This is a genomic window from Schnuerera sp. xch1, from assembly GCF_019931165.1.
Taxonomy (GTDB): domain Bacteria; phylum Bacillota; class Clostridia; order Tissierellales; family Tepidimicrobiaceae; genus JAIOUP01.
Genome location: NZ_JAIOUP010000016.1, coordinates 26,410 through 49,010 on the forward strand (window position 1 = coordinate 26,410; position 22,601 = coordinate 49,010).

The following is a 22,601-nucleotide window of genomic DNA, read 5'->3' on the forward strand; positions in this document are numbered from 1 at the left end:
ATTACTATTTGACAATTTTATAACAATAATTATATCATCTTATTGTTAAATATCAATACATATCATTTATTTTCCAATATTTCGAATTATTTTAATATTATAATTTTATTATTTCAACTTGTTATCTTACTATACCTTTTATTTCTTTCATTGCTATCCATGTCAATAACAAATATTGAACTTCTTATATATTAATTTTCAAAATACATATTTCACTAAAAAATAGCATATGAATATGCTATTTTGAATTTATTTCATAGTCTGAACTTTGAAACTCATAACTGAAATTATGATTAATTGACTAAGCATACATTAAATGAATAATTATATAGACTATATAAATTACCATAAGTATCAATCCAGTAGATCTACTAATTTTTTCTTTAAATATACCTGATAATATAAAAAGTAATGAAACTAGCATAGCTACAGGCAAATCTAATAATAAATTTTGTTTATTTATCATCAGCCCGTGTTCACTAACTAAAGCAACAGTTCCCATTATTATTGATAAATTTATTATATTGGCTCCTAATATGTTTCCTATCGATATACTCTGATAGTTTTTAAATACAGATGATAATGCTGTTACCAATTCAGGTAGTGAAGTTCCTATGGCTAATAATGTAAGACTAACAACTAATTTAGGTATTCTTAAAAAGTTTGCAATTTTTACTCCACTGTCTACCAATATATGTGCCCCATATAATATCATAATTGCACCTGAAAAAAATTTTATTAAATTAAAAATTAATTCTTTAATTTTAATCGATTTTCTTGTTATTCTATTATTAGTAGATATTTTTTTATTTTCTATTAAATTTATTATTATAAACAATACTATTAAAGAAATTAAAATATATCCATCTCCATATGTTACTACACCTTTTAATGATAATACAGAAAAAATGCTTAAAAAGCCTATCATCATTGTACCCTTAATGCCAAAAAAAATTGAATCAATTTTAATTGGCCTTATTAAGGCACATATACCTATTATAAGTGCAATATTGCATATATATGATCCAATAGAATTACCAATAGCAATATCTGAAAATCCTTCATCACTTGCTATTGTAGATACAAAAAATTCTGGTAATGTTGTTGCTATACTAACTATTGTAGCTCCTATTATACCAGATGAAATGCCAGTCTTTTTCACTATCCATATTGCACCTTCTATAAATATATCTCCTCCTTTTATAGTCATTAATAAACCTATAACAAAGATAACCAGAACTAATTCTATCTGCATAATATCACCCTAAGATATTTATTTTGTGACTATTATATTTATATAAGGGTAAATATATTTATATTCCATTTATGTTAAACTCCTCTTTTCCATAATAAAAAACCAACCTTATGGTTGGTTAAAAACAGATGATACCTTCTAAAACTATCTTAGCTTGTCCTCCTACTTTAACATTATATTCTTCATTCTTTTTACTTATGACACAGTAAATTTTACTGGGTCTATTCAGTGATTCACCTTGTATTGATACTATATCATTTCTCTTTATATATCCTTCATCCTTTAAATAATATATTAGTGCACCATTTGCTGTACCAGTAGCCGCTTCTTCATTTATACCTACTAAAGGTGCAAAGTTTCTAGTATACACCTGATCTGAATCAAACTCTGGTAAATAAAATGCATGAACTCCTGTTACATTTAATTTTCTCGATATGTCTGCTAACTTATTAAAATCAACTTTTAAATTATCTAACTTTTCCCTAGTATTTATAGGTAATAAAATATCAGGTAAACCTGTAGATATAATTTTAGGGTCAGCAAATTGCTCGCCTATTCCTATATCATTTTTATTTATATTAAAACAACTTAATAATGTATAAATATCTTTCACCTTTCCTAGATCTTTAGGTGTGGATTGCTGCATCATAACTTTTTCTATATTTCCATCTTTAAAAAATATCTCTACTTGTAATTTACCCGCGTTGGTCTCCTGATATATCTTCTTAACTCCTTTGTATGCTGATGATATATAACCTTTGTATGCCAAAGTGTAAAAGGCTCCAATTGTCGCATGACCACACAAATCCACTTCATTAATGGGGGTAAAAAATCTCACTTTATAGTTGTTCTTATCTATAGCAATTATAAAAGCAGTTTCTGAAAGGTTCATTTCCCTCGCTATATTTTGCATATCTTCTTCAGAAATTCCTCTCGCATCAGGAACAACTCCTGTAGGATTTCCTCCAAAATATGCAGATGAAAAAGCATCAACTTGGTAAATGTTTACTTGCATAAAATATACTCCTTTCTAGGATGTTTCACGTGGAACATTTTAACTTTGCTAATTAGTTAATAGTTCTATGATCCTATCTAAATCCTCATTACCATAGAATTCAACTTCAATCTTTCCTCCCTTTTTATTAGTAGTTAAAGTGACTTTAGTACCTAACATTCTCATCAAATTCTCCTCGATTTCTTCAATAAATGGATCTTTTTGTACTGGTTTTGCTTTTGTTCTAGCTTTCTTCTTCTTAGTATTGTTAACCAACTTTTCTGTTTCTCTTACATTTAAATTGTTTTCAACAACAATCTTAGCAATCTTTAATCTCCTATTATTATCCTTTACTCCTAATAGTGCTTTTCCATGTCCACTAGACATTTTACCTGCAAAAATGTAATCTATTATTTCTTTATTTAATTTTAACAACCTCATAGTGTTAGCTATATAAGATCTACTTTTACCAACTGATTGAGCTACTTCTTCTTGTGTCAAATCATAGTCTTCTATTAATCCTTTGAAAGCATAAGCTTCCTCTATAGGATTTAAATCTTCTCGCTGAAGATTTTCTATTAATGCTAATTTAATTACTTCTTTATCATCTATTTCCTTTATTATACAAGGAACCTTCTTAAGATTTGCAGCTTTAGATGCTCTCCATCTTCGTTCACCAGTGATTATCTGATACTTATTACCTTTTTTTCGTACAACTAATGGTTGAATTACACCATGTTGTATAATAGATTCTTTTAATTCTTCTAAAGATTTCTCCTCAAAATCTTTCCTAGGTTGTTCTTCATTTGCTTCAATCATAGATATATCTATATTAATTATTGATCCTTTATCTACATCATCATGAAATAAATCAACCTGCGATTCATCAGATATTAAAGCAGATAGGCCTCTACCAAGGCCTCTTTTTTTAGATGCCATATTATATCTCCTCCTCTAGTAAATATAAAAATTCTTCGGCTAATTCAGTATAAGCTTCAGCTCCTCTAGATTTAGAATCATAATCAATAACAGAAAGTCCATAGCTTGGAGCTTCAGCTAACCTTACATTTCTAGGTATAATAGAAGTATAAACTTTACCTTTAAAATATTTTTTTACTTCATCTACAACTTGAATAGATAAGTTTGTCCTACCATCGAACATGCTGAGAATAACTCCTTCGATTTCTAGTTCAGAATTTAAACTCTTTTTAACTAACATTATAGTGTCCATTAACTGGCTAACCCCTTCTAATGCATAATATTCACATTGAATAGGTATTATAACACTATGAGAAGCAGATAATCCATTAATACTCAACAACCCCAAAGAAGGTGGACAATCAATAAAGATAAAATCATATTCATCTTTGATAACTTCTAAAGACTTCTTTAGAGACAATTCTCTACCTCCTATTTCTATGAGTTCTATTTCTGCACCAGCCAAATCCACATTTGATGGTATAATATCTACATTTTTTGCTGTTGTTTCCTTTATTATATGTGTAACATCTATATCATTAATTAGTGTATCATATACAGAAGTGTCTAAAGTTTTTTTGTCTATACCTAACCCGCTAGTAGCATTTCCCTGAGGATCTATATCTATTACTAGTATTTTTTTATCTAACTTTCCTAAAGCTGCAGCTAAGTTAACAACTGATGTAGTTTTGCCAACCCCACCTTTTTGATTAAATATTGTAATAATTCGGGCCATTCAATCACCTCATATAATATAATTAAAGTTTTAATATTTTATTTTTTATCTCATCCTAAATTATACTTTATCATATAATATCAGATTATAGAATAAAAAAGAAAGTATTTAGAAAAATAAAAAATGTTCCACGTGGAACATTTTTTATGAACTACTCATCACTTATTCATTATCATTCGTTGAACAATATGCTTTTTCATTTCTAAAAATACTTTTGTATAACTATTAAAATAAAATGTTCCATATGGAACATTTTATTTTTTAGGTATATGTATAACTACCTCTAAATATTCTCCTTTATCCTTTTCTTTATATTTAGCATCTATGCCACTATCCTTGATAGCATTAAATGCTTTTTTAATGGTATTAACATAGATTTTAGTGCTGATTAATCCTCGAATATTAGGTTTCTCTTCTACCTTATCTTCTTTTGTCAATTCATCTAAAATGTCGTTAACTAACTTCTCAGTCTTCTTTACATTTAGATCCTCTTGAATAACCTTATCCAACAGGTTCCTTTTAAATTCATAATCCGGTAATTTTAATAAGGCTCGTCCATGTCTTTCTGTTAAATTATTTTCTAGCAGATCCTTTTTTATATCATCTGGAAGTTTTAAAATTCTTAGTTTGTTCGCAATGGTTGACTGACTTTTGCCGATTTTTTTTGCCAACTGTTGTTGTGTAAATCCATGATCTTTTATTAAATTATGGTATCCCTCTGCCTCTTCAATAAAATTTAAATCTTCTCTTTGCAAATTTTCAATTAAAGCAAGCATAGCGGATTCATTATCCCTATATTCCACAACAATAGCAGGTATTTCTTTAAGATCAGCTAATTCTGAAGCCCTGAGCCTTCTCTCCCCCGCTATAAGCTCATAGCTATCATTTTGCATTTTCCTTACACTAATAGGTTGTATTAATCCGAAAGCCTTAATTGATTGGCTTAACTCTTCTAAGGATTTTTTGTTAAAGTCTTTCCTCGGTTGATATGGATTTGGTCTAATGGATTCTATAGGAATATTTTTAACCTCTGATTGAATGTTTTTCATTAGATTACCCACTCCCAATATACTATTTTGAAATTCTTATATATTATATTCTACAAAAGAAATTTATTTCCTTTTAATTTCCCAAACTTTCCTTCGTCAAATTCATTGAAATCACAACGGCTTCTTCTTTGGTTTTCCACCACCTCTTGGATATTTTGTCGGAGTTTCTTTTATTTTTTCGATTATTATCAAACTATGGGTAATATCGCTTGAAGGCAAATCAATTATTTTCTTGTCTTTAACTCTTCCACCTAAAATTTTTATACTATTCTTTGCTTCATTCAATTCTTCATCCACATCAGAGCCCTTCATAGAAATAAAATGTCCACCTACCTTTACAAGAGGTAAACAGTATTCACAAAGAGTATTTAAAGATGCTACAGCTCTAGAAATGGCAATGTCAAATTTTTCTCGATATTTTTTATCTCTACCCATTTCCTCTGCTCTTCCATGAACAGGTGTAACATGTTCAAGGCTTAGTTCATCAACTACTTCGGATAAAAATTTTATCCTTTTCATTGTACTGTCAAGTAATAATACATTCATATCTTTTTTTATAATCTTTAAAGGTATCCCTGGGAAACCTCCCCCAGTACCTATATCAATAAGTTTAATATTTTCCTTAAATACGTTAGTAGTCAATGGAGTTATACTATCAATAAAGTGTTTTATATCAACTTCAATATCGTCGGTTATTGAGGTTATATTAATCTTTTGATTCCATTTTTTTAGAAGTTCCTTATATAGAACAAAATTATTGATTTCCTCTTCATTTAATTCTATACCTAAAGTTTTAGCTCCTTTAATTAAAGTATTTACATTAGTCATTGTTATTCCCTTTCTTTCCTCTTCGTTTCTGCTCTAAATAGATTAATAATACATTAATATCTGCTGGGGAAACACCAGAAATTCGAGAAGCTTGCCCTACGGAATCAGGTTTAATTTGATTTAGCTTTTGCACAGCTTCGTTTCTTAAACCTTTTATCTCAGAGTAGTCTTGATCTTCACGTAATCTACGACCCTCTAGTTTCTTAAACTGTTCTATCTGGGACATTTGTTTCTTTATGTATCCTTCATATTTTATTTGAACTTCTACTTGAAGTCTAATTTCCCTAGGTAAATGCTTTCTGTTTGGATCCAGTTCACCTATTGATTCATACTTAATCTCTGGTCTTTTAATTAAATCATATAGATTAAAACCATTTTTTATTGGCGAGCTCCCAAATTTTTTCAGTACTTTATTCACTTCATCTGTAGGTGAAATGGTTACCTCTTTTAATCTTTTTAGTTCCTCTTGTATAAGTTCCTCTTTTCTAACAGTTTTTCTATACCTTTCTTCAGTTACAAGACCAATCTCATAACCTTTTTTTGTCAATCTTAAATCTGCATTATCCTGTCTTAATGTTAATCTATATTCTGCTCTTGAAGTCATCATTCTATATGGTTCATTTGTACCCTTAGTAACTAAATCGTCAATCAAAACGCCTATATAAGCTTCAGATCTATCTAATATAAAAGAATCTTTTCCTTTAATATTCAAAGTAGCATTAATCCCTGCGATTAATCCTTGTGCTGCTGCTTCTTCATATCCTGATGATCCATTTATTTGCCCTGCAAAAAATAAGTTTTTGATTTTTTTATGTTCTAATGTCCTTTTCAAAATAGTAGGATCAATACAATCATATTCTATAGCATAAGCCGATCTCATAAACTGAACATTTTCTAGCCCAATTATGGTTTTATACATTTTTAACTGAACTTCTTCTGGTAATGAAGAGCTAACACCTTGAACATACATCTCTTTAGTATCTAACCCTTCTGGTTCAATAAACACTTGATGTTTATCCCTATCTGCAAACCTTACAACTTTATCCTCTATAGATGGACAATATCTTGGACCTACTCCTTCAATTTCACCTGCATATAATGGTGAACGCATTAAATTCTTTTTAATAACTTCATTTGTAGAAGGAGTTGTATAGGTCAAATAACAAGGAACCTGTTCCATATCAAATTTTTTATCTATATTTAAAAATGAAAATGGTATAATTTCTTGATCTCCTGGCTGTATCTCCATACTTGAATAATCTAGTGAATCCTTATGAACTCTTGCAGGAGTACCTGTTTTAAATCTTCTTAATTCTATTCCCAATTTAGTTAAAGATTCTGAGAGAATATTAGAAGGAGAAAAGCCACTCGGTCCACTGGAATAGTTTACCTCACCTACATATATCCTTCCTTTTAAATAAGTTCCAGTGGCTAATATTACAGCCTTTCCATTATATATAGCACCAGTTCTAGTAATTATACCTTTTATCTTATTTTCCTCTGTTATTATATCTATTGCTTCTCCTTCACGCAAATCAAGGTTAGGTTCATTTTCTAATACCTTTTTCATTTCAATATGATATTTTTTCTTATCAGCTTGGACTCTTAATGAATGTACAGCAGGACCTTTTGAAGTATTCAACATTCTACTTTGAATAAACGTTTTATCAATATTTAAAGCCATCTCTCCTCCTAAAGCATCTATCTCTCTAACCAAATGACCTTTCCCTGTTCCTCCAATATTAGGATTGCATGGCATATCTGCTATTGAGTTAAGATTCATAGCAAGCAATAAAGTTTTCATGTTCATTCTAGTAGAAGCCAAAGCAGCCTCACATCCGGCATGACCAGCGCCAACAACTATTACATCATAATCACCTGCATTATATTTTTTTACTTCTCCCATCGAAACCATTTCCTCCTTGTATACTATTTTCCTATGCAAAACTCGGAAAATATCTTATCTAATATATCTTCTCCTACAGTATCCCCTGAAATCTCACCTAAATTCTCCCAACAGCTCTTTACATCTACTTCTATACAATCCAACGGCATATTTAAGTCTATACCTTCAATTCCATCTTCCATATTCTTTTTAGCTTTGACAAGCTGATTTTTATGTCTTATATTGGTTACTATTACATCGCTTTCTACTTCCAATTCACCAGAATAAAACATATCCTTTATTGTATCTTCTAATTTATTTAAACCTAATCCTTTCACAATAGAAGTAATGATTATCTCCTTATTAGGTAATAATTTTTTTAAATATGTTTCATCATATTTATTAGGGAGGTCAGTTTTATTCAATAGAATAATAGAGTTTTTATTCTTAATTATATCTATTATCTCATAATCTTCATCAGTAAGTCTATCTGAAGCATCAAATACAGCTATTACTAAATCAGATTCATCTACCATTTCTTTAGCTTTATCTACCCCAATCTTTTCAACTAAATCTTCAGTACTCCTAATACCAGCAGTATCAACTATTCTTAAAGGAATACCATCTATATTTACATACTCTTCGATAACATCTCTCGTAGTACCTGGAATATTAGTAACTATAGCTCTATTCTCTCTCAATATTGCATTCAATAAGGATGATTTTCCTACATTAGGTTTTCCTAATATGACAGTATTTAATCCATCTCTAAGTATTTTACCTCTGTCAGATGTATTTAAAAGCATTTCTATTTCTTGTTTAACTATTATAGCTTTTTCCCTTAGTTCATCATAAGCCAAATCCTCTACATCGTCTTCAGGAAAATCAATAGAAGCTTCAATATGTGCAATCATTTCTAATAATATTGTCATTATTTCTTTTATTTTATTTGATAAACTGCCTTCTAGTTGATCTAATGATACATTAAAGGATTTTTCAGTCTTTGCTCTAATGACATCAATTACTGCCTCTGATTGTGCTAAATCCAATCTTCCATTCAAAAACGCACGTTTAGTAAATTCGCCTGGTTCAGCTAATCTAGCACCAGTTTCAAGTAAAAGTTCAAGAATCTTCTTTACTGAAATGATACCTCCATGACAATAAATTTCCACCATGTTTTCCCTAGTGTAAGTATATGGCTTTTTCATATATACAATTAATACTTCGTCTATTATCTCTTCAGTATTAAAATCTACTATATGACCATAAGTTAATCTTCTGTTCTTTGCTCTTTTTAAGCTATCTACTTTACTCCCTCTGAATATTTTATCTGCAATATCTAGCGAATTTTCTCCACTCATTCTGACTATTCCAATTCCAGCTTCCCCAATAGCAGTAGATATAGCTGCAATTGTATCACTCATAATCTTCACCGCACCTTTCCTAAGATAGCAGAAACCCAGCATAGCACTGGGTTTCCTAAAAGTTTATTTTGCTTGAATAACTACTCTTCTATAAGGGTCTTCCCCTTCGCTATAAGTAGTTACACCATTTACATTTTGTAATGCTGAATGTATAATTCTTCTTTCATATGGATTCATTGGCTCCAATTTTATTGGCTTATGTCCATACTTGGACTTTTCAGCCATTCTATTTGCCAATCTGATCAAAGTTTCCTTCCTCTTCTTTCGATATCCTTTGATATCAACTAATACTTTAATATAATCATCTCTATCTTTATTAACTGAAAGACTTAATAGATACTGAATTGCATCTAAAGTATTTCCTCTTTTTCCGATAATAATACCCATATCAGAAGAATCAACATTAACAATTTCTACATATAATTGAGAACCTTCTCTCCTAACAGAAGCATTCCCTTCCATATTCATCTGTAAAAGTATTTTATTTAAAAAAGTTTCCACAATTTCTACTGGGTCATTAACTACTGTTACTCTAACTGCTGCATCTTTCGTACCTATTAATCCAAACAATCCTTTGCTTGGTTCTTCTAAAACTTCAACCTGAACATCATTCTTACTTACTTCCAATTGTTCTAATGCTTCATTAATAGCTCCTTCAACAGTTTTTGAAACCTTAACAACAGACTTCATACTATTTTGTCTCCTCCTTAACTTCACCCAAAGACCTATTAATAATCAATTGCTGAACTATCTGAAATATATTACCTATAACCCAGTAAAGTGCCAATCCTGACGCAAAGGATCTTGAAGCCATAAATATCATAACTGGAAGAAATATATTCATTATTTTTTGAGTCGATTGTGCTTGAGAATTAGTCTGAACATTTCCAGTCATTAGTTTACTCTGTAAAAAAGTGGTCAAGCCAGCTAAAAGAGGTAGTCCCCAAAGGTAAGGATCCGGTTGTTCTAAATTAGGAATCCATAAAAATCCTTTACTAATTGTATCATAAATAGCTGGATCTTTAAAAACAAACTGTACTGGATCTCTTAACACCTTAAAAATAGCTATTATTATTGGAAATTGAATAAGTAAGGGTAAACACCCAGACATTGGATTATAATTATTTTCTTTATATAATTGCATCATTTTTGTTTGTTGGGTCTGTGGGTCATTTTTATATTTCTCTTGAATTTCTTTCATTTTTGGTTGCAACTCATTCATTTTCTTAGTAGACTTACTCTGGTGCAAACTAATAGGCAAAAGAATAAGTTTAAATATAATAGTAGTTATAATGATAGTAATACCATAATAAGAAACAAGTTTTGTCTCTGTACCTACTTGTGATACTACATCAAATACGAATTTCATCAAACTTCCTAATAAATTACCTAGAAATGTCATTCATTAACCTCCAATCATTTTAGTGGATCATATCCTCCTTCGTTAAACGGATGGCATTTTAGAATCCTTTGTATACTTAAATAAGTTCCTTTCAAAAATCCATATTTCTTATAAGCTTCAAGAGAATATTGCGAACAAGTTGGATAAAATCTACAATGACCTCCTGTTAATATATACTTTGAAATAAATTTTTGATAGAATTTTATAAATAAAACAGCTAATTTAGCCATTATTTTCACCTTTATCCTTTAAAATATTAGCTAATTTCAAAATATGAAGCATTGCACTTTCCAAATCACTATATTTTATATTTACAACATTTTTTTTAGGTATTAATATTATATCATATTTTCCTTTTATATTATCAAAATTCTTCCTAAATATTTCTTTCATTCTTCTCTTTACTCTATTTCTGACAACACTATTTCCTATTTTTTTCGTAACGGTAAAACCAATCCTTGAATAATCCAATCCATTCCTTCTTGCATACATGATTAAATTTCTATTCCAGTAATTTTTCCCATTCTGATACACTTTCTTAAATTCTTGATTACTTCTCAATCTAAACTTTTTATCCATAAAATGCTCCTTGTAGACAAAAAGGCCACTATTATTGCGGCCCTATGCTGATAATCTCTTTCTGCCTTTTCTTCTTCTATCCCTTATTATTCGTCTTCCTGATTTTGTTTTCATTCTTTTTCTAAAACCATGTTCTTTACTTCTCTGTCTTCTTTTTGGTTGATAAGTTCTTTTCAATTATCTACACCCCCTTAGATCTAACCATCTATAAAAATTTCATAGTTTTCAATAAAGAAAACACGAATACTACTATAGATTATATTTATAGGAAGGTTATATGTCAAGAAATTTAAAACAACCATATCCACAACAAAAACTATTAACAAGTTCTTAATACTGTGGATAATTTTATTGATATAATCTATTTTTTTTGATATTATAAAATAAATGTGGATAATTTATATTTTTTAAATAAATTTTAAACTTATTAACATTCTGTGGATAAAATTGTGCATAAGTTTATTTTTCTTAAAACTCATTCTTGCTTTAAATTTGTTAATTCAACTAAATTTTTATCCACATATTTTTTATCTACAACCTTGTTTATTATTTACATTATTCATAATAAAAAAATTGATACTAACATATTATTAATAGTTTATCCACAATTATTATACCTTTTCTCCTTATTATTATTTATATTTATTATTGATTATTTTGTGGATAACTATGTTAATATTCATCTATATTTTTTCTTTTAGTTATAAAAACCTATGAAATGGTTATAATTTACATCAAAATAGGAGGAATTATAAAATGGATTCAAATTTAAACACTATTTGGGATGAAGTGTTAAAATTAATAAAAGTAGAACTGACAGAAGTAAGTTTTAACACTTGGTTAAAAACCATTAAACCAATCACCTTGACACAAAATAAGGTTGTCCTTGCTGCCCCTAATGAGTTTACAAAAGGTATACTAGAGGGTAGATATTTAAATCTAATTAAAAATGCAATAAAACAGGTTACAGAAAAAGAATACAATATTCAATTTACGATCCCTGGTGAAGATATTGATATAAATGTTGCAAATGTTGGACAATCTATGCCAACAAATAATAAAAAAACAAACCAAAAATCAAAATTAAATCCAAAATATACGTTTGATACCTTTGTTATTGGGAATAGCAATAGATTTGCTCATGCAGCTTCATTAGCAGTAGCAGAAGCTCCGGCTCAAGCATATAATCCCTTATTCATCTATGGTGGTGTAGGGTTAGGTAAAACTCATTTAATGCATGCAATAGGTCATTATATATTAAGTCAATCACCTGATTCGAAAGTAGTTTATGTATCATCAGAAAAATTTACAAATGAATTGATTAATTCAATAAGAGATGACAGAAATAATCAATTTAGAAGCAAATATAGAAATGTAGATGTACTATTAATTGATGATATTCAATTTATTGCAGGTAAAGAAAGTACTCAAGAAGAATTTTTCCATACATTTAATGCTTTACATGATGCAAATAAACAAATAATAATATCCAGTGATAGACCTCCTAAGGAAATACCTACTCTAGAAGATAGGTTAAGATCAAGATTTGAATGGGGATTAATATCAGATATTCAACCACCTGATTTAGAGACAAGAATTGCAATACTTAAGAAAAAAGCTAAAGTAGAAAATATTGATGTATCAGATGATGTCATGTTATATATTGCTTCGAAAATCCACTCAAACATAAGAGAACTAGAAGGTGCATTAATTAGAATAGTAGCTTACTCATCCTTGACAAATAAAGATGTGACAGTTGAATTAGCTGAAGAAGCTCTAAAGGATATTATATCAACAAATAAATCTAGAAAAATAACTGTAGATTTAATTAAAAAAATTATATCTAAAGAATTCGATATAAAAATAGAGGACTTTAATTCTAAAAAGAGAACTAGAGCTATAGCATATCCAAGACAAATAGCTATGTATCTAACCAGAGAACTAACAGATCTTTCTTTACCTAAAATAGGAGATGAATTTGGAGGAAGAGATCACACAACTGTAATACATGCTTATGATAAGATATCTAAAGATATTGATGAAAATGAAGACTTTAATGGAAAAATTAAATCACTTATTAAAAACATTAAAGGAGAATAATCAACAAATTTTGTGAATATCACTGTTAACCAAATGTTAATAAGTTAAAGAACTTTTAACGTTTTGACTTATGGGGATAAATAGAATAGTTATTATTAACTTATCAACAGGTTTTTAAATGCTATACCTATTTTATTTATTGTTTTATACATAGTTATAAACATATTAACAGCCCCTACTACTATTACTACTATTATTATATTAATCTATTTCTATTAAAATGGATAAAAGGAGGAATTCTCAATTGAAAATAAGAATCAATCAAAGTTTATTATCACATCATATAAATATAGTGCAAAAAGGTATTTCTTCTAGAACTACATTACAAATATTAGACGGTATACTATTAGAAACGGTTAATGGAAAGTTAAAGTTAACTGCTACAGATTTAGAAATAGGAATAGAAACATATTTAGATTGTGATATAATTGAAGAAGGCTCAATAGTTATAAATTCAAATATCTTTGGAAATATAGTTAAGAAATTACCCAATTCTACAATAAATATTAAGGTTGAAGAAAATAATGTTAATATTACATGTGAAAGTTCAGAATTTAATATATTAGGCAATAATCCTTTCGAATTTCCAGAATTACCTACTATTTCTAATCATAATTCATTCAATATAGCTAAAGATTTATTTAAATCTGCTATTAGACAAACTGTATTTGCTACAACCCAAGATGAAACAAGACCTATTTTAACTGGTGTTTTACTAGAAATAACTAATAAAAAGGGTTCTTTTGTTGCATTAGATGGATACAGATTAGCTTTAAGAAATATACCTATAGATTCTAAAGAAGATATAAAGATAGTTATTCCAGGTAGGGCGTTATCAGAATTAAATAAAATATTAGATGATGAAAGTGAAGAATTTACTATAATTACAGCTCCAAGTAATGTAATATTTAATCTAGGAGATACCGTAGTATCATCAAGGCTTTTAGAAGGACAATTTTTAAATTATAAAGATATTATAAGAGAAGATCATAAGACAAAGGTGATAGTAAATAAAAAAGCGTTTCAAGATAGCTTAGAAAGAGCTTCTTTATTAGCTAAAGAAGAAAAGGCTAATTTAGTTAAAATAAACATTGACGATGGTCAAGTAATTATTAAGTCACATACTGAAATAGGTAATGTAAATGAGCAGATTCCATCAAAAAATGAAGGAGATAGTGTTAATATAGCGTTTAATTCTAAATATATACTTGATGGAATAAAAAATATTGATTCTGAAGAAATAGAACTTCTATTTATGGGAAGTTTAAATCCTTGCATAATAAGACCGATAGATGATGAAAACTATATTTATTTAGTATTACCAGTACGATTAGCTCAGGAGGATTTCTAATTAAAGCATAATTTTTTCGAATCATGCTTTTAGATCTTAGGATGATAAAAAATAAGAGGAGAATATTATGAAGGAAATAAAAATTAAAACAGAATTTATAAAACTAGATCAATTGCTTAAATTTGCTGGAATTGTACAAACTGGTGGGGAAAGCAAGATTATGATAAATGAAGGTATAGTTTCTGTAAATGGAAGTATTGCAAAAGAAAGAGGAAAGAAAATAAGAAGAGGTGATATTATAGAAGTAAAACACATAGATAAATTTATTGTGGTGTAATTGTATGATATAATAGATTAAGGAATGATATAAAGCCTCAACCTTCGTGGTTGGGGATTTGTAACTTATGAAATACTTTTGAGAGGTGCTTTGTTTGAATGTAGAAAGTATTAGAATTATCAATTTTAGAAATTATAGTGATCTTTTCTTAAAATTAAATAAAAGAATAAATATATTTGTTGGCAAAAATGCACAAGGAAAGACTAATTTATTAGAGGCAATTTATATATGTGCTACTGGTAAATCATTTAGAACTAATAGAGATAAACAATTAATAAATTTAACAAAGAATGAAGCTTATATTGGTTCTAAAATTAAAGTTGGTAAAAATGAAAAATTAATTGAAGTAAAATTAGATAACAATTCTTCCAAAAGAATAAAGATCAATAAAATTGAATTAAAGAATTTTAAGGAATTAGATAGCGGACTAAATGTAGTAGTCTTTTCTCCTGATGATTTAAATCTAGTAAAAGGTGGTCCAGCAGAGAGAAGAAGTTTTTTAGATATGAGTATCTCTCAAATTAGACCTGTTTATAGACATAATATAAATAGATATAATAAGATATTATTTCAAAGAAACAACTTGCTTAAATCAAACAAATCAAAATCTGATATAATAAATTTGCTGGGAATATTCGATTTACAACTTGTAAAAATAGGCACTGATATAATAACTTCAAGAATTGAATATGTTGACAAATTGTTTAAAATAGCATCGAAAGTTCATAATAATTTAACATTAAAAAAAGAATATTTGATTTTAAATTATGCTTCCAATGTTGAATTTAATAATAAGAATAAGAATGATATAGAAAAAAATTTTTTAGAACAACTTAATCTAAATAAAGACAAGGATATATATACTGGTATTACTTCAATAGGTCCTCATAGGGATGATATTCAAATTAAGATAAATAACATAGATGCAAGAACTTTTGGGTCTCAAGGACAGCAAAGAACAATAGTTTTGTCTTTGAAATTGTCTGAAGTAGAGATTATTAAGATAGAAAAAGGTGCTTATCCAGTTTTGTTACTTGATGATGTGTTTTCTGAATTAGATATAGATCGACGAAAATATTTAACTAAGTCCTTTAATAATATGCAAACAATTATCACTTCAACAGAAACCATTAAATCAAAGGAATTTGATAAAATAGATAAATCTGTATTTTATATAGATAATGGTAGGATAATAAAATGAAGGAGTAGGTCTAATGTTTTTACACGTAGGTGAAAATATTTATATATATAAAGACGATATAGTTGCTATATTAGATAAAAATGTATTGGATAATTCCAAACAAGATAATGTTTTTGTTCAGAATTTAATTGAAGAAGGATGTTTAGTAAATAATAATTTAAAGGATTTAGATGATACAAAAACATATATAATAGCTTGTAATAAGAGAAATCATAAAAAAAATAGAGGATTAAAAAAAGAATATAAACTATATGTTTCAAATATATCATCCACAACATTATTAAAAAGAAACAAGGATATAGCAATAAGAATGGAGGTATAAAATGACTAAAGAAAATAATGGAAGGACGTATACAGCTGAAGAGATCCAAGTATTAACAGGACTGGAACCAGTTAGAAAAAGACCAGGTATGTATATAGGAAGCACAGGATCTAAGGGACTACACCATTTGGTTTATGAAGTAGTAGATAATAGTATTGATGAAGCATTAGCGGGAGATTGTGATACCATTAAGGTTATTATAGAAGAGGACAATTCAATAACAGTAGAGGATAATGGTAGTGGTATACCCGTAGAAAAACATCCCCAAACAGGAAAATCAACAGTAGAAACAGTTCTAACTATTCTTCATGCTGGTGGAAAATTTAATAATTCTGCATACAAGGTATCTGGTGGGCTTCATGGTGTTGGTGTTTCAGTTGTAAATGCATTATCTACATGGTTAATTGCAAGAGTAAAAAGAGATGGAAAAGAATATATGCAAAAATTTGAAAAAGGCGTACCCACAACAGAACTTAAAATAGTTGGGGATGCTAAAAATACAGGTACAACTATTAGTTTTAAACCAGATAAAGATATATTTGATGAAACCCAATACAACTTTGAAACATTAGAATATAGACTTAGAGAAATGGCTTTCTTAAATAAAGGTATAAAAGTCATCTTAATAGATAAAAGAACTAATACCGATAGAAAGTTTCATTATGATGGTGGTATAAAATCATTTGTAGAATATATAAACAAGAATAAAAATCCTATTCAAAAAGATATTATGTATTTTGAAGATGAAAAAGATGGTACTATGGTAGAATTAGCAATACAATATACAGATGCATATTCACAAAATATATATACATTTGCCAACAATATTAACACTCAAGAAGGCGGAACTCATTTAAGTGGATTGAGAACAGCATTAACTAGAGCTATTAATGATTATGGTAGAAAATATAATTTTCTAAGAGAAAAAGATGATAATCTTCAAGGAGATGATGTAAGAGAGGGTTTAAGTGCAGTATTATCAGTGAAACTGGCAGAACCTCAATTTGAAGGACAAACTAAGACTAAATTAGGTAATAGTGAAATAAGGGGTATAGTTGAATCTTTAACTTATGACCACTTAAGTAATTTTCTTGAAGAAAATCCAGAGTATGGGAAAGTAATATTAGAGAAAGCCATTAGTTCATCTAGAGCAAGAGAAGCTGCAAGAAAGGCTAGAGAAATTTCTAGAAAAAGAAGCATATTAGATAATACAACTTTACCAGGAAAACTTGCAGATTGTCAGGAGAATGACTTAGAAGTTACTGAAATATTTATAGTCGAGGGTGATTCAGCCGGAGGAAGTGCAAAACAAGGTAGAAATAGAAAATATCAAGCAATCCTTCCTTTAAGAGGTAAGATAATGAATGTAGAAAAAGCAAGGTTGGATAGAATATTGGAATATAATGAAATAAGAGCTATGATTACAGCCTTTGGGACTGGGATTGGAAATGAATTTGATATAAGTAAATTAAGATATGGCAAGATAATAATCATGACAGATGCTGACGTAGATGGTGCGCATATAAGAACATTATTATTGACATTTTTCTATAGATATATGAGAGAGCTTTTAGAAAATGGAAATGTATATATTGCACAGCCACCTTTATATAAAGTTACAAAGGGTAAAGCAGAACATTATGCTTATAGTGATGAAGAATTAGAAAAATTGTTAAGAGAAATAGGTAAAAACAATTATTCTATTCAGAGATATAAAGGTCTAGGAGAGATGAATCCAGAACAACTTTGGGAAACCACAATGCAACCAGAAAATAGAATATTATTAAAAGTATCTATTGAAGATGGAATGGCTGCAGATGAGATATTTACAACATTGATGGGTGACAAAGTAAAACCAAGAAAAGAATTCATCCAGAAAAATGCAAGGAATGTTAGAAACCTAGATATTTAAATTATTATAATTAGTTTTGTAGATTAGGAGTGATATATTTGAGCAACGAAGAAAATAATACAAATATAATAGATATAGGTATTGAAGAAGAGATGAAAAAATCTTATTTAGATTATGCTATGTCTGTAATTGTAAGTAGGGCTCTTCCAGATGTTAGAGATGGATTAAAACCTGTGCATAGGCGAATACTCTATGCAATGAATGAGTTGGGATTATTTCCCAATAAACCACATAGAAAATCAGCAAGAGTTGTAGGGGATGTACTAGGTAAATATCATCCCCATGGTGATTCATCAGTCTATTTTGCTATGGTAAGACTTGCTCAGGATTTTAATACTAGGTATCCTTTGGTAAATGGACATGGTAACTTTGGTTCCGTAGACGGAGATAGTCCAGCAGCTATGCGTTATACAGAAGCAAAGATGACTAAACTCACTTTAGAAATGTTAAGGGATATAAATAAAGAAACTATAGATTATAGACCTAATTTTGATGAAACTTTAAACGAACCTGTGGTATTGCCTAGTAGATTTCCTAATCTATTGGTAAATGGTTCATCAGGTATAGCAGTTGGAATGGCAACTAATATTCCACCACATAATTTAAATGAAGTAATAGATGGAATAGTTATGCTAATAGATAATCCAGAAGTGGATATTGAGGATTTAATGACGGTAATTAAAGGACCAGATTTTCCAACAGGAGCTATGATAATGGGGCAAGAAGGTATTAAATCTGCCTTTAAGACAGGAAGAGGAAAAGTAAAACTTAGAGCAGTTGCAAAAATAGAAGAGAGTGTTAGAGGGAAAAGTAAAATAATAGTAACAGAAATACCATATCAAGTAAATAAAGCAAAATTGATTGAAAAAATTGCTCAATTGGTTAGAGATAAAAAAATTGAAGGAATATCAGATTTAAGAGATGAATCTGATAGAGAAGGTCTACGTATAGCTATAGAATTAAAAAGAGATGCAAATGCTAATATAGTGCTCAATAATCTATATAAACATACTCAATTACAGATAACTTTTGGGGTAATAATGTTGGCTTTAGTAGACGATGAACCAAATGTGTTAAATTTAAAACAAATATTAAGACACTATTTAGAACATCAAAAAGAGATAATTACTAGAAGAACTCAATTTGATTTAAATAAAGCTGAAGCAAGAGCTCATATAGTAGAAGGATTAAAAATAGCATTAGATAATATAGATGAAGTTATAAATATAATTAGAAATTCTAAGGAAGAATCTGTAGCAAAAGAAAAACTTATGAATAGTTTCAAATTATCTGATAAGCAAGCACAAGCTATATTGGATATGAGACTTAGAAGGCTAACAGGACTGGAAAGAGAAAAATTAGAAGAAGAGTACAAAGCATTAATAAAAGAGATAAATAGGCTTAAAGAGATTTTATCTAGTGAAAGATTAATCTATAACATAATAAAAAATGAATTACTAGAAATTAAAGAGAAATTTGGAGATAAAAGAAGAACAAGAATAATGCCTTCAACTGATGAAATTGATATAGAAGATATGATTGAAGAAGAGGATGTAATCATTACTTTAACGCATTATGGATATATTAAAAGGACACCTGAGACTACTTACAAAACTCAAAAAAGAGGTGGCAAAGGAATTACAGGAATTACTACAAGAGATAAAGATTTCGTACAGAATCTTTATATCACTTCAACTCATGATACAATGTTATTTTTCACAAATAAAGGTAAAGTGTATTCTCTAAAAACTTATGAAATACCTGAAGGAAAAAGACAAGCTAAGGGAACTGCTATAGTTAACTTATTAAATTTGACAGGAGATGAATTTGTATCAGCTATTATTCCAATAAGTAAGTACAATCCAGAAAGTAATCTTTTATTTGTAACTAAAAATGGAATTATTAAAAAGACTAAGATGGATTGTTTTAAAAATATAAGAAAAAATGGAATAATAGCTATCAATTTAAAAGAAGATGATGAATTGATATCAGTTAAAAAAACAAATGGCAATAGAGAAGTAATTTTAGCAACATCCATGGGAATGGCTATTAGATTTAGTGAAAAAAATGTTAGAGAAATGGGTAGAAGTGCTACCGGAGTTATTGCTATAAAATTAAAGGGCAATGACAAAGTAGTTGCAATGGATTTAATTGAAGAAGGAAATTATCTATTAGTTGTAAGTGAATATGGTTATGGAAAGAGAACTTCTTTAGATGAATATAAACTTCAAAATAGAAGTGGAGTAGGTTTAAAAACTTATAATGTGAAAGATAAAACAGGAAAATTAATATCAGCTAGAGTAATTGATGATAATGACGAAATAATTATGATTTCAAAATCAGGAATAATAATTAGATTGAAATCAAAAGATATTTCTACAATGGGAAGAAGTACTCAAGGCGTTAAATTGATGAAAATTAATAGTAAAAATGATAGAGTAATGGCAATAGCAAAATATGTAGAAGAGGAGTAGAAAAAAGCAGCAAAGCTGCTTTTTTTTTCTTATATTTAAATCCTACCATTTTACTTTACATTAGATTATTTTTATTATAAAATTAATTCAAATGAAAGATTTAAGGAGGTATCCATAATGACTTTAAATATAAATATTGATTTTTATGAAGAAGAAGAATTTTGGTTAGTACAACCAGAAGGGGAAGTTGACATATATACATCTCCTACATTAAAAGAAAAGTTAATAGATGCTCTAGATGAAAAAAAAGCAAATGTAGTAGTAGATGGTGAAAAATTAGTATATCTAGATAGTACTGGGTTAGGCACATTAATAAGTGTTCTTAAAAAAGCAAGAGAATATGATAAAAAAGTATATTTGAAAAATATCAAACCAAATATAAGAAAACTATTTGATATAACTGAATTGGACAAGGTATTTATAATCGAGGAGTGATAAAGGATGAAAAAAGATATTTTTGAATTATCTATTCCTAGTAAACCTGATTATATATCAGTTGTTAGATTAACTTCATCTTCCATAGCTAGTAAGATAGGGTTGAACATTGATGAAATCGAAGATATTAAAGTATCATTATCAGAAGCTTGCATAAATGCGCTAAGCAGTACTGATAAAATAAATATAAAATTTGAAATTAATGATAACAGATTTATAATTACAGTTAAAAATGTGTCTTTACCTAGTGATAATAAAAAGAATTTATATAATGAATCAGAGCTTGGTATTTTAATCATTCAATCTCTGATGGATGAAGTAAATTTTTCTAAAGAAGGAGTTGAGATGATAAAATATATAGAGGATGGTAAAAGATGAAAGCAAACAAACATTATAAAGAAAATTATTTAAAAGATAAGAATAATGTTGATGCCAAAACTCTGTTTATAATGTTTAAAGAAACAAAAGATATGAAGATAAGAGAAGTCCTTATTGAAAAACATCTGTATATAGCTGAAATACTTGCGAAAAAATATGCTAATAAGGGTATAGATTATGATGATATATATCAGGTTGCTTCTATTGGACTTATATATGCTATAGATAGATATGATGTTGAAAAAGGATATGAGTTTTCAAGTTTTGCAACTCCTACCATAATAGGTGAAATAAAAAAACATTTTAGAGATAAAGGTTGGACTATAAGAGTTCCTAGAAGGATACAAGAGTTATCGAAAAAGATAAATAATGCTAAAATCCATTTAAGTCAAGAACTTCAACGCTCTCCTACAGTAAAAGATATAGCAGAATACCTAAATTCAACAGAAGAAGAAATTTTGGAAGCTATGGAAGGTAGTAAAGTATATACTCCTCAATCTCTAGATATGACCTATGATTTAAATGGAGATGATAAAGATGTTAACCTTGCAGATCTTATAGGAGAAGAAGATAGTTATTTCAGCAAAGTGGAAAATAACGATTTTCTATTAAGGGCTATGGAAAAATTAAATAAAATGGAAAACAAAATTCTTATAGATAGATATTTTAAAGATAAAACTCAAATTGCCATTGCTAAGGAATTAAAAATATCTCAAATGACTGTATCAAGAATTGAGAAAAGAATTATAGAAAAGTTTAGAAAAGAGATAAAAAAAACTTTAGGTTAAAAACAAAAAAAGTGTTGACAAAAGAATAAAAATAATGTAATATGTAAAATTGTCAGCGAAAAAACTGATTTCATTTAATTAATAAAAGTTGATATAAAAAATCATAATTAAATGTTGACAAACCTAATAAAGTTTGTTATAGTTAATAAGTCGGCGAAAAAAGTAGCTGACGAAAAAGAACCTAGAAAACTAAACAGTGTGAAGTACTTTGAGTAAGAAAAAAGTCAGCGAGA

Annotated in this window: 23 protein-coding genes; 10 read left to right on the forward strand and 13 right to left on the reverse strand. The window is 28.5% G+C overall.

Features of this window, described 5'->3' with window-relative positions:
• Nucleotides 1-301 precede the first annotated feature (301 nt).
• The 13 genes from K8M07_RS10570 to rpmH all read right to left on the reverse strand — a co-directional run bounded on the left by K8M07_RS10570 (nucleotide 302) and on the right by rpmH (nucleotide 11,307).
• Nucleotides 302-1,255 carry a calcium/sodium antiporter gene (locus K8M07_RS10570; protein ID WP_223378669.1) on the reverse strand — a complete coding sequence of 318 codons (954 nt, stop codon included), beginning with the start codon at nucleotides 1,253-1,255 and terminating at the stop codon, nucleotides 302-304.
• Between the two features lie 118 nt (nucleotides 1,256-1,373).
• Nucleotides 1,374-2,270 (reverse strand): PhzF family phenazine biosynthesis protein, encoded by an 897-nt coding sequence (locus tag K8M07_RS10575; protein WP_223378671.1) that lies wholly within the window; start codon nucleotides 2,268-2,270, stop codon nucleotides 1,374-1,376.
• Nucleotides 2,271-2,318: 48 nt separating this feature from the next.
• Nucleotides 2,319-3,188: a ParB/RepB/Spo0J family partition protein gene (locus K8M07_RS10580; RefSeq protein ID WP_223378673.1), complete on the reverse strand. Its 870-nt coding sequence runs from the start codon at nucleotides 3,186-3,188 to the stop codon at nucleotides 2,319-2,321.
• Nucleotide 3,189: 1 nt separating this feature from the next.
• Nucleotides 3,190-3,963, reverse strand: a complete 774-nt coding sequence (locus tag K8M07_RS10585) for a ParA family protein (RefSeq protein ID WP_223378675.1) — start codon at nucleotides 3,961-3,963, stop codon at nucleotides 3,190-3,192.
• Between the two features lie 254 nt (nucleotides 3,964-4,217).
• Complete coding sequence (noc, locus tag K8M07_RS10590; RefSeq protein WP_223378677.1) at nucleotides 4,218-5,012, reverse strand: nucleoid occlusion protein; 795 nt, start codon at nucleotides 5,010-5,012, stop codon at nucleotides 4,218-4,220.
• 111 nt (nucleotides 5,013-5,123) lie between these two features.
• Nucleotides 5,124-5,840: a 16S rRNA (guanine(527)-N(7))-methyltransferase RsmG gene (rsmG, locus tag K8M07_RS10595; RefSeq protein ID WP_223378678.1), complete on the reverse strand. Its 717-nt coding sequence runs from the start codon at nucleotides 5,838-5,840 to the stop codon at nucleotides 5,124-5,126.
• Nucleotides 5,833-7,746, reverse strand: coding sequence for a tRNA uridine-5-carboxymethylaminomethyl(34) synthesis enzyme MnmG (gene mnmG / locus K8M07_RS10600; RefSeq protein WP_223378681.1), 1,914 nt, complete (start codon nucleotides 7,744-7,746; stop codon nucleotides 5,833-5,835). The genes rsmG and mnmG overlap by 8 nt, the downstream gene beginning before the upstream one ends.
• A gap of 23 nt (nucleotides 7,747-7,769) precedes the next feature.
• Complete coding sequence (gene mnmE, locus K8M07_RS10605) at nucleotides 7,770-9,149, reverse strand: tRNA uridine-5-carboxymethylaminomethyl(34) synthesis GTPase MnmE (RefSeq protein WP_223378683.1); 1,380 nt, start codon at nucleotides 9,147-9,149, stop codon at nucleotides 7,770-7,772.
• A gap of 63 nt (nucleotides 9,150-9,212) precedes the next feature.
• A complete protein-coding gene (jag, locus tag K8M07_RS10610) occupies nucleotides 9,213-9,839 on the reverse strand; it encodes an RNA-binding cell elongation regulator Jag/EloR (RefSeq protein ID WP_223378685.1) in 627 nt (208 codons plus the stop codon).
• A 1-nt stretch (nucleotide 9,840) separates the two neighbouring features.
• Complete coding sequence (locus tag K8M07_RS10615; RefSeq protein ID WP_223378687.1) at nucleotides 9,841-10,551, reverse strand: YidC/Oxa1 family membrane protein insertase; 711 nt, start codon at nucleotides 10,549-10,551, stop codon at nucleotides 9,841-9,843.
• A 14-nt stretch (nucleotides 10,552-10,565) separates the two neighbouring features.
• Nucleotides 10,566-10,781: a membrane protein insertion efficiency factor YidD gene (gene yidD, locus K8M07_RS10620; RefSeq protein WP_223378689.1), complete on the reverse strand. Its 216-nt coding sequence runs from the start codon at nucleotides 10,779-10,781 to the stop codon at nucleotides 10,566-10,568.
• The gene (gene rnpA / locus K8M07_RS10625) at nucleotides 10,774-11,130 is read right to left on the reverse strand and encodes a ribonuclease P protein component (RefSeq protein ID WP_223378690.1); all 357 of its coding nucleotides are present in this window, start codon (nucleotides 11,128-11,130) and stop codon (nucleotides 10,774-10,776) included. The genes yidD and rnpA overlap by 8 nt, the downstream gene beginning before the upstream one ends.
• A 42-nt stretch (nucleotides 11,131-11,172) precedes the next feature.
• Entirely contained in the window at nucleotides 11,173-11,307 is a 135-nt protein-coding gene (gene rpmH, locus K8M07_RS10630) for a 50S ribosomal protein L34 (RefSeq protein WP_223378692.1), read from the reverse strand.
• A gap of 579 nt (nucleotides 11,308-11,886) precedes the next feature.
• Between rpmH and dnaA the strand changes: the two genes are divergently transcribed.
• From dnaA to K8M07_RS10680, 10 genes are all read left to right on the forward strand, one after another.
• On the forward strand, nucleotides 11,887-13,230 hold the full coding sequence (dnaA, locus tag K8M07_RS10635; RefSeq protein WP_223378694.1) for a chromosomal replication initiator protein DnaA: 1,344 nt from the start codon (nucleotides 11,887-11,889) through the stop codon (nucleotides 13,228-13,230).
• Between the two features lie 244 nt (nucleotides 13,231-13,474).
• Nucleotides 13,475-14,581 carry a DNA polymerase III subunit beta gene (dnaN, locus tag K8M07_RS10640; protein ID WP_223378696.1) on the forward strand — a complete coding sequence of 369 codons (1,107 nt, stop codon included), beginning with the start codon at nucleotides 13,475-13,477 and terminating at the stop codon, nucleotides 14,579-14,581.
• Nucleotides 14,582-14,648: 67 nt separating this feature from the next.
• Nucleotides 14,649-14,858, forward strand: coding sequence for an RNA-binding S4 domain-containing protein (locus tag K8M07_RS10645; RefSeq protein ID WP_223378699.1), 210 nt, complete (start codon nucleotides 14,649-14,651; stop codon nucleotides 14,856-14,858).
• 85 nt (nucleotides 14,859-14,943) lie between these two features.
• Nucleotides 14,944-16,059: a DNA replication/repair protein RecF gene (gene recF, locus K8M07_RS10650; RefSeq protein WP_223378701.1), complete on the forward strand. Its 1,116-nt coding sequence runs from the start codon at nucleotides 14,944-14,946 to the stop codon at nucleotides 16,057-16,059.
• Between the two features lie 13 nt (nucleotides 16,060-16,072).
• A complete protein-coding gene (locus tag K8M07_RS10655; protein ID WP_223378703.1) occupies nucleotides 16,073-16,381 on the forward strand; it encodes a DUF370 domain-containing protein in 309 nt (102 codons plus the stop codon).
• A gap of 1 nt (nucleotide 16,382) precedes the next feature.
• Nucleotides 16,383-18,293, forward strand: coding sequence for a DNA topoisomerase (ATP-hydrolyzing) subunit B (gene gyrB, locus K8M07_RS10660; protein ID WP_223378705.1), 1,911 nt, complete (start codon nucleotides 16,383-16,385; stop codon nucleotides 18,291-18,293).
• 38 nt (nucleotides 18,294-18,331) lie between these two features.
• Nucleotides 18,332-20,767 carry a DNA gyrase subunit A gene (gyrA, locus tag K8M07_RS10665; protein ID WP_223378707.1) on the forward strand — a complete coding sequence of 812 codons (2,436 nt, stop codon included), beginning with the start codon at nucleotides 18,332-18,334 and terminating at the stop codon, nucleotides 20,765-20,767.
• 117 nt (nucleotides 20,768-20,884) lie between these two features.
• Nucleotides 20,885-21,202, forward strand: coding sequence for an STAS domain-containing protein (locus K8M07_RS10670; protein ID WP_223378709.1), 318 nt, complete (start codon nucleotides 20,885-20,887; stop codon nucleotides 21,200-21,202).
• 6 nt (nucleotides 21,203-21,208) lie between these two features.
• Entirely contained in the window at nucleotides 21,209-21,580 is a 372-nt protein-coding gene (locus K8M07_RS10675; protein ID WP_223378711.1) for an ATP-binding protein, read from the forward strand.
• A complete protein-coding gene (locus K8M07_RS10680; RefSeq protein WP_263282533.1) occupies nucleotides 21,577-22,368 on the forward strand; it encodes a SigB/SigF/SigG family RNA polymerase sigma factor in 792 nt (263 codons plus the stop codon). The genes K8M07_RS10675 and K8M07_RS10680 overlap by 4 nt, the downstream gene beginning before the upstream one ends.
• The last annotated feature ends 233 nt before the right edge of the window (nucleotides 22,369-22,601 follow it).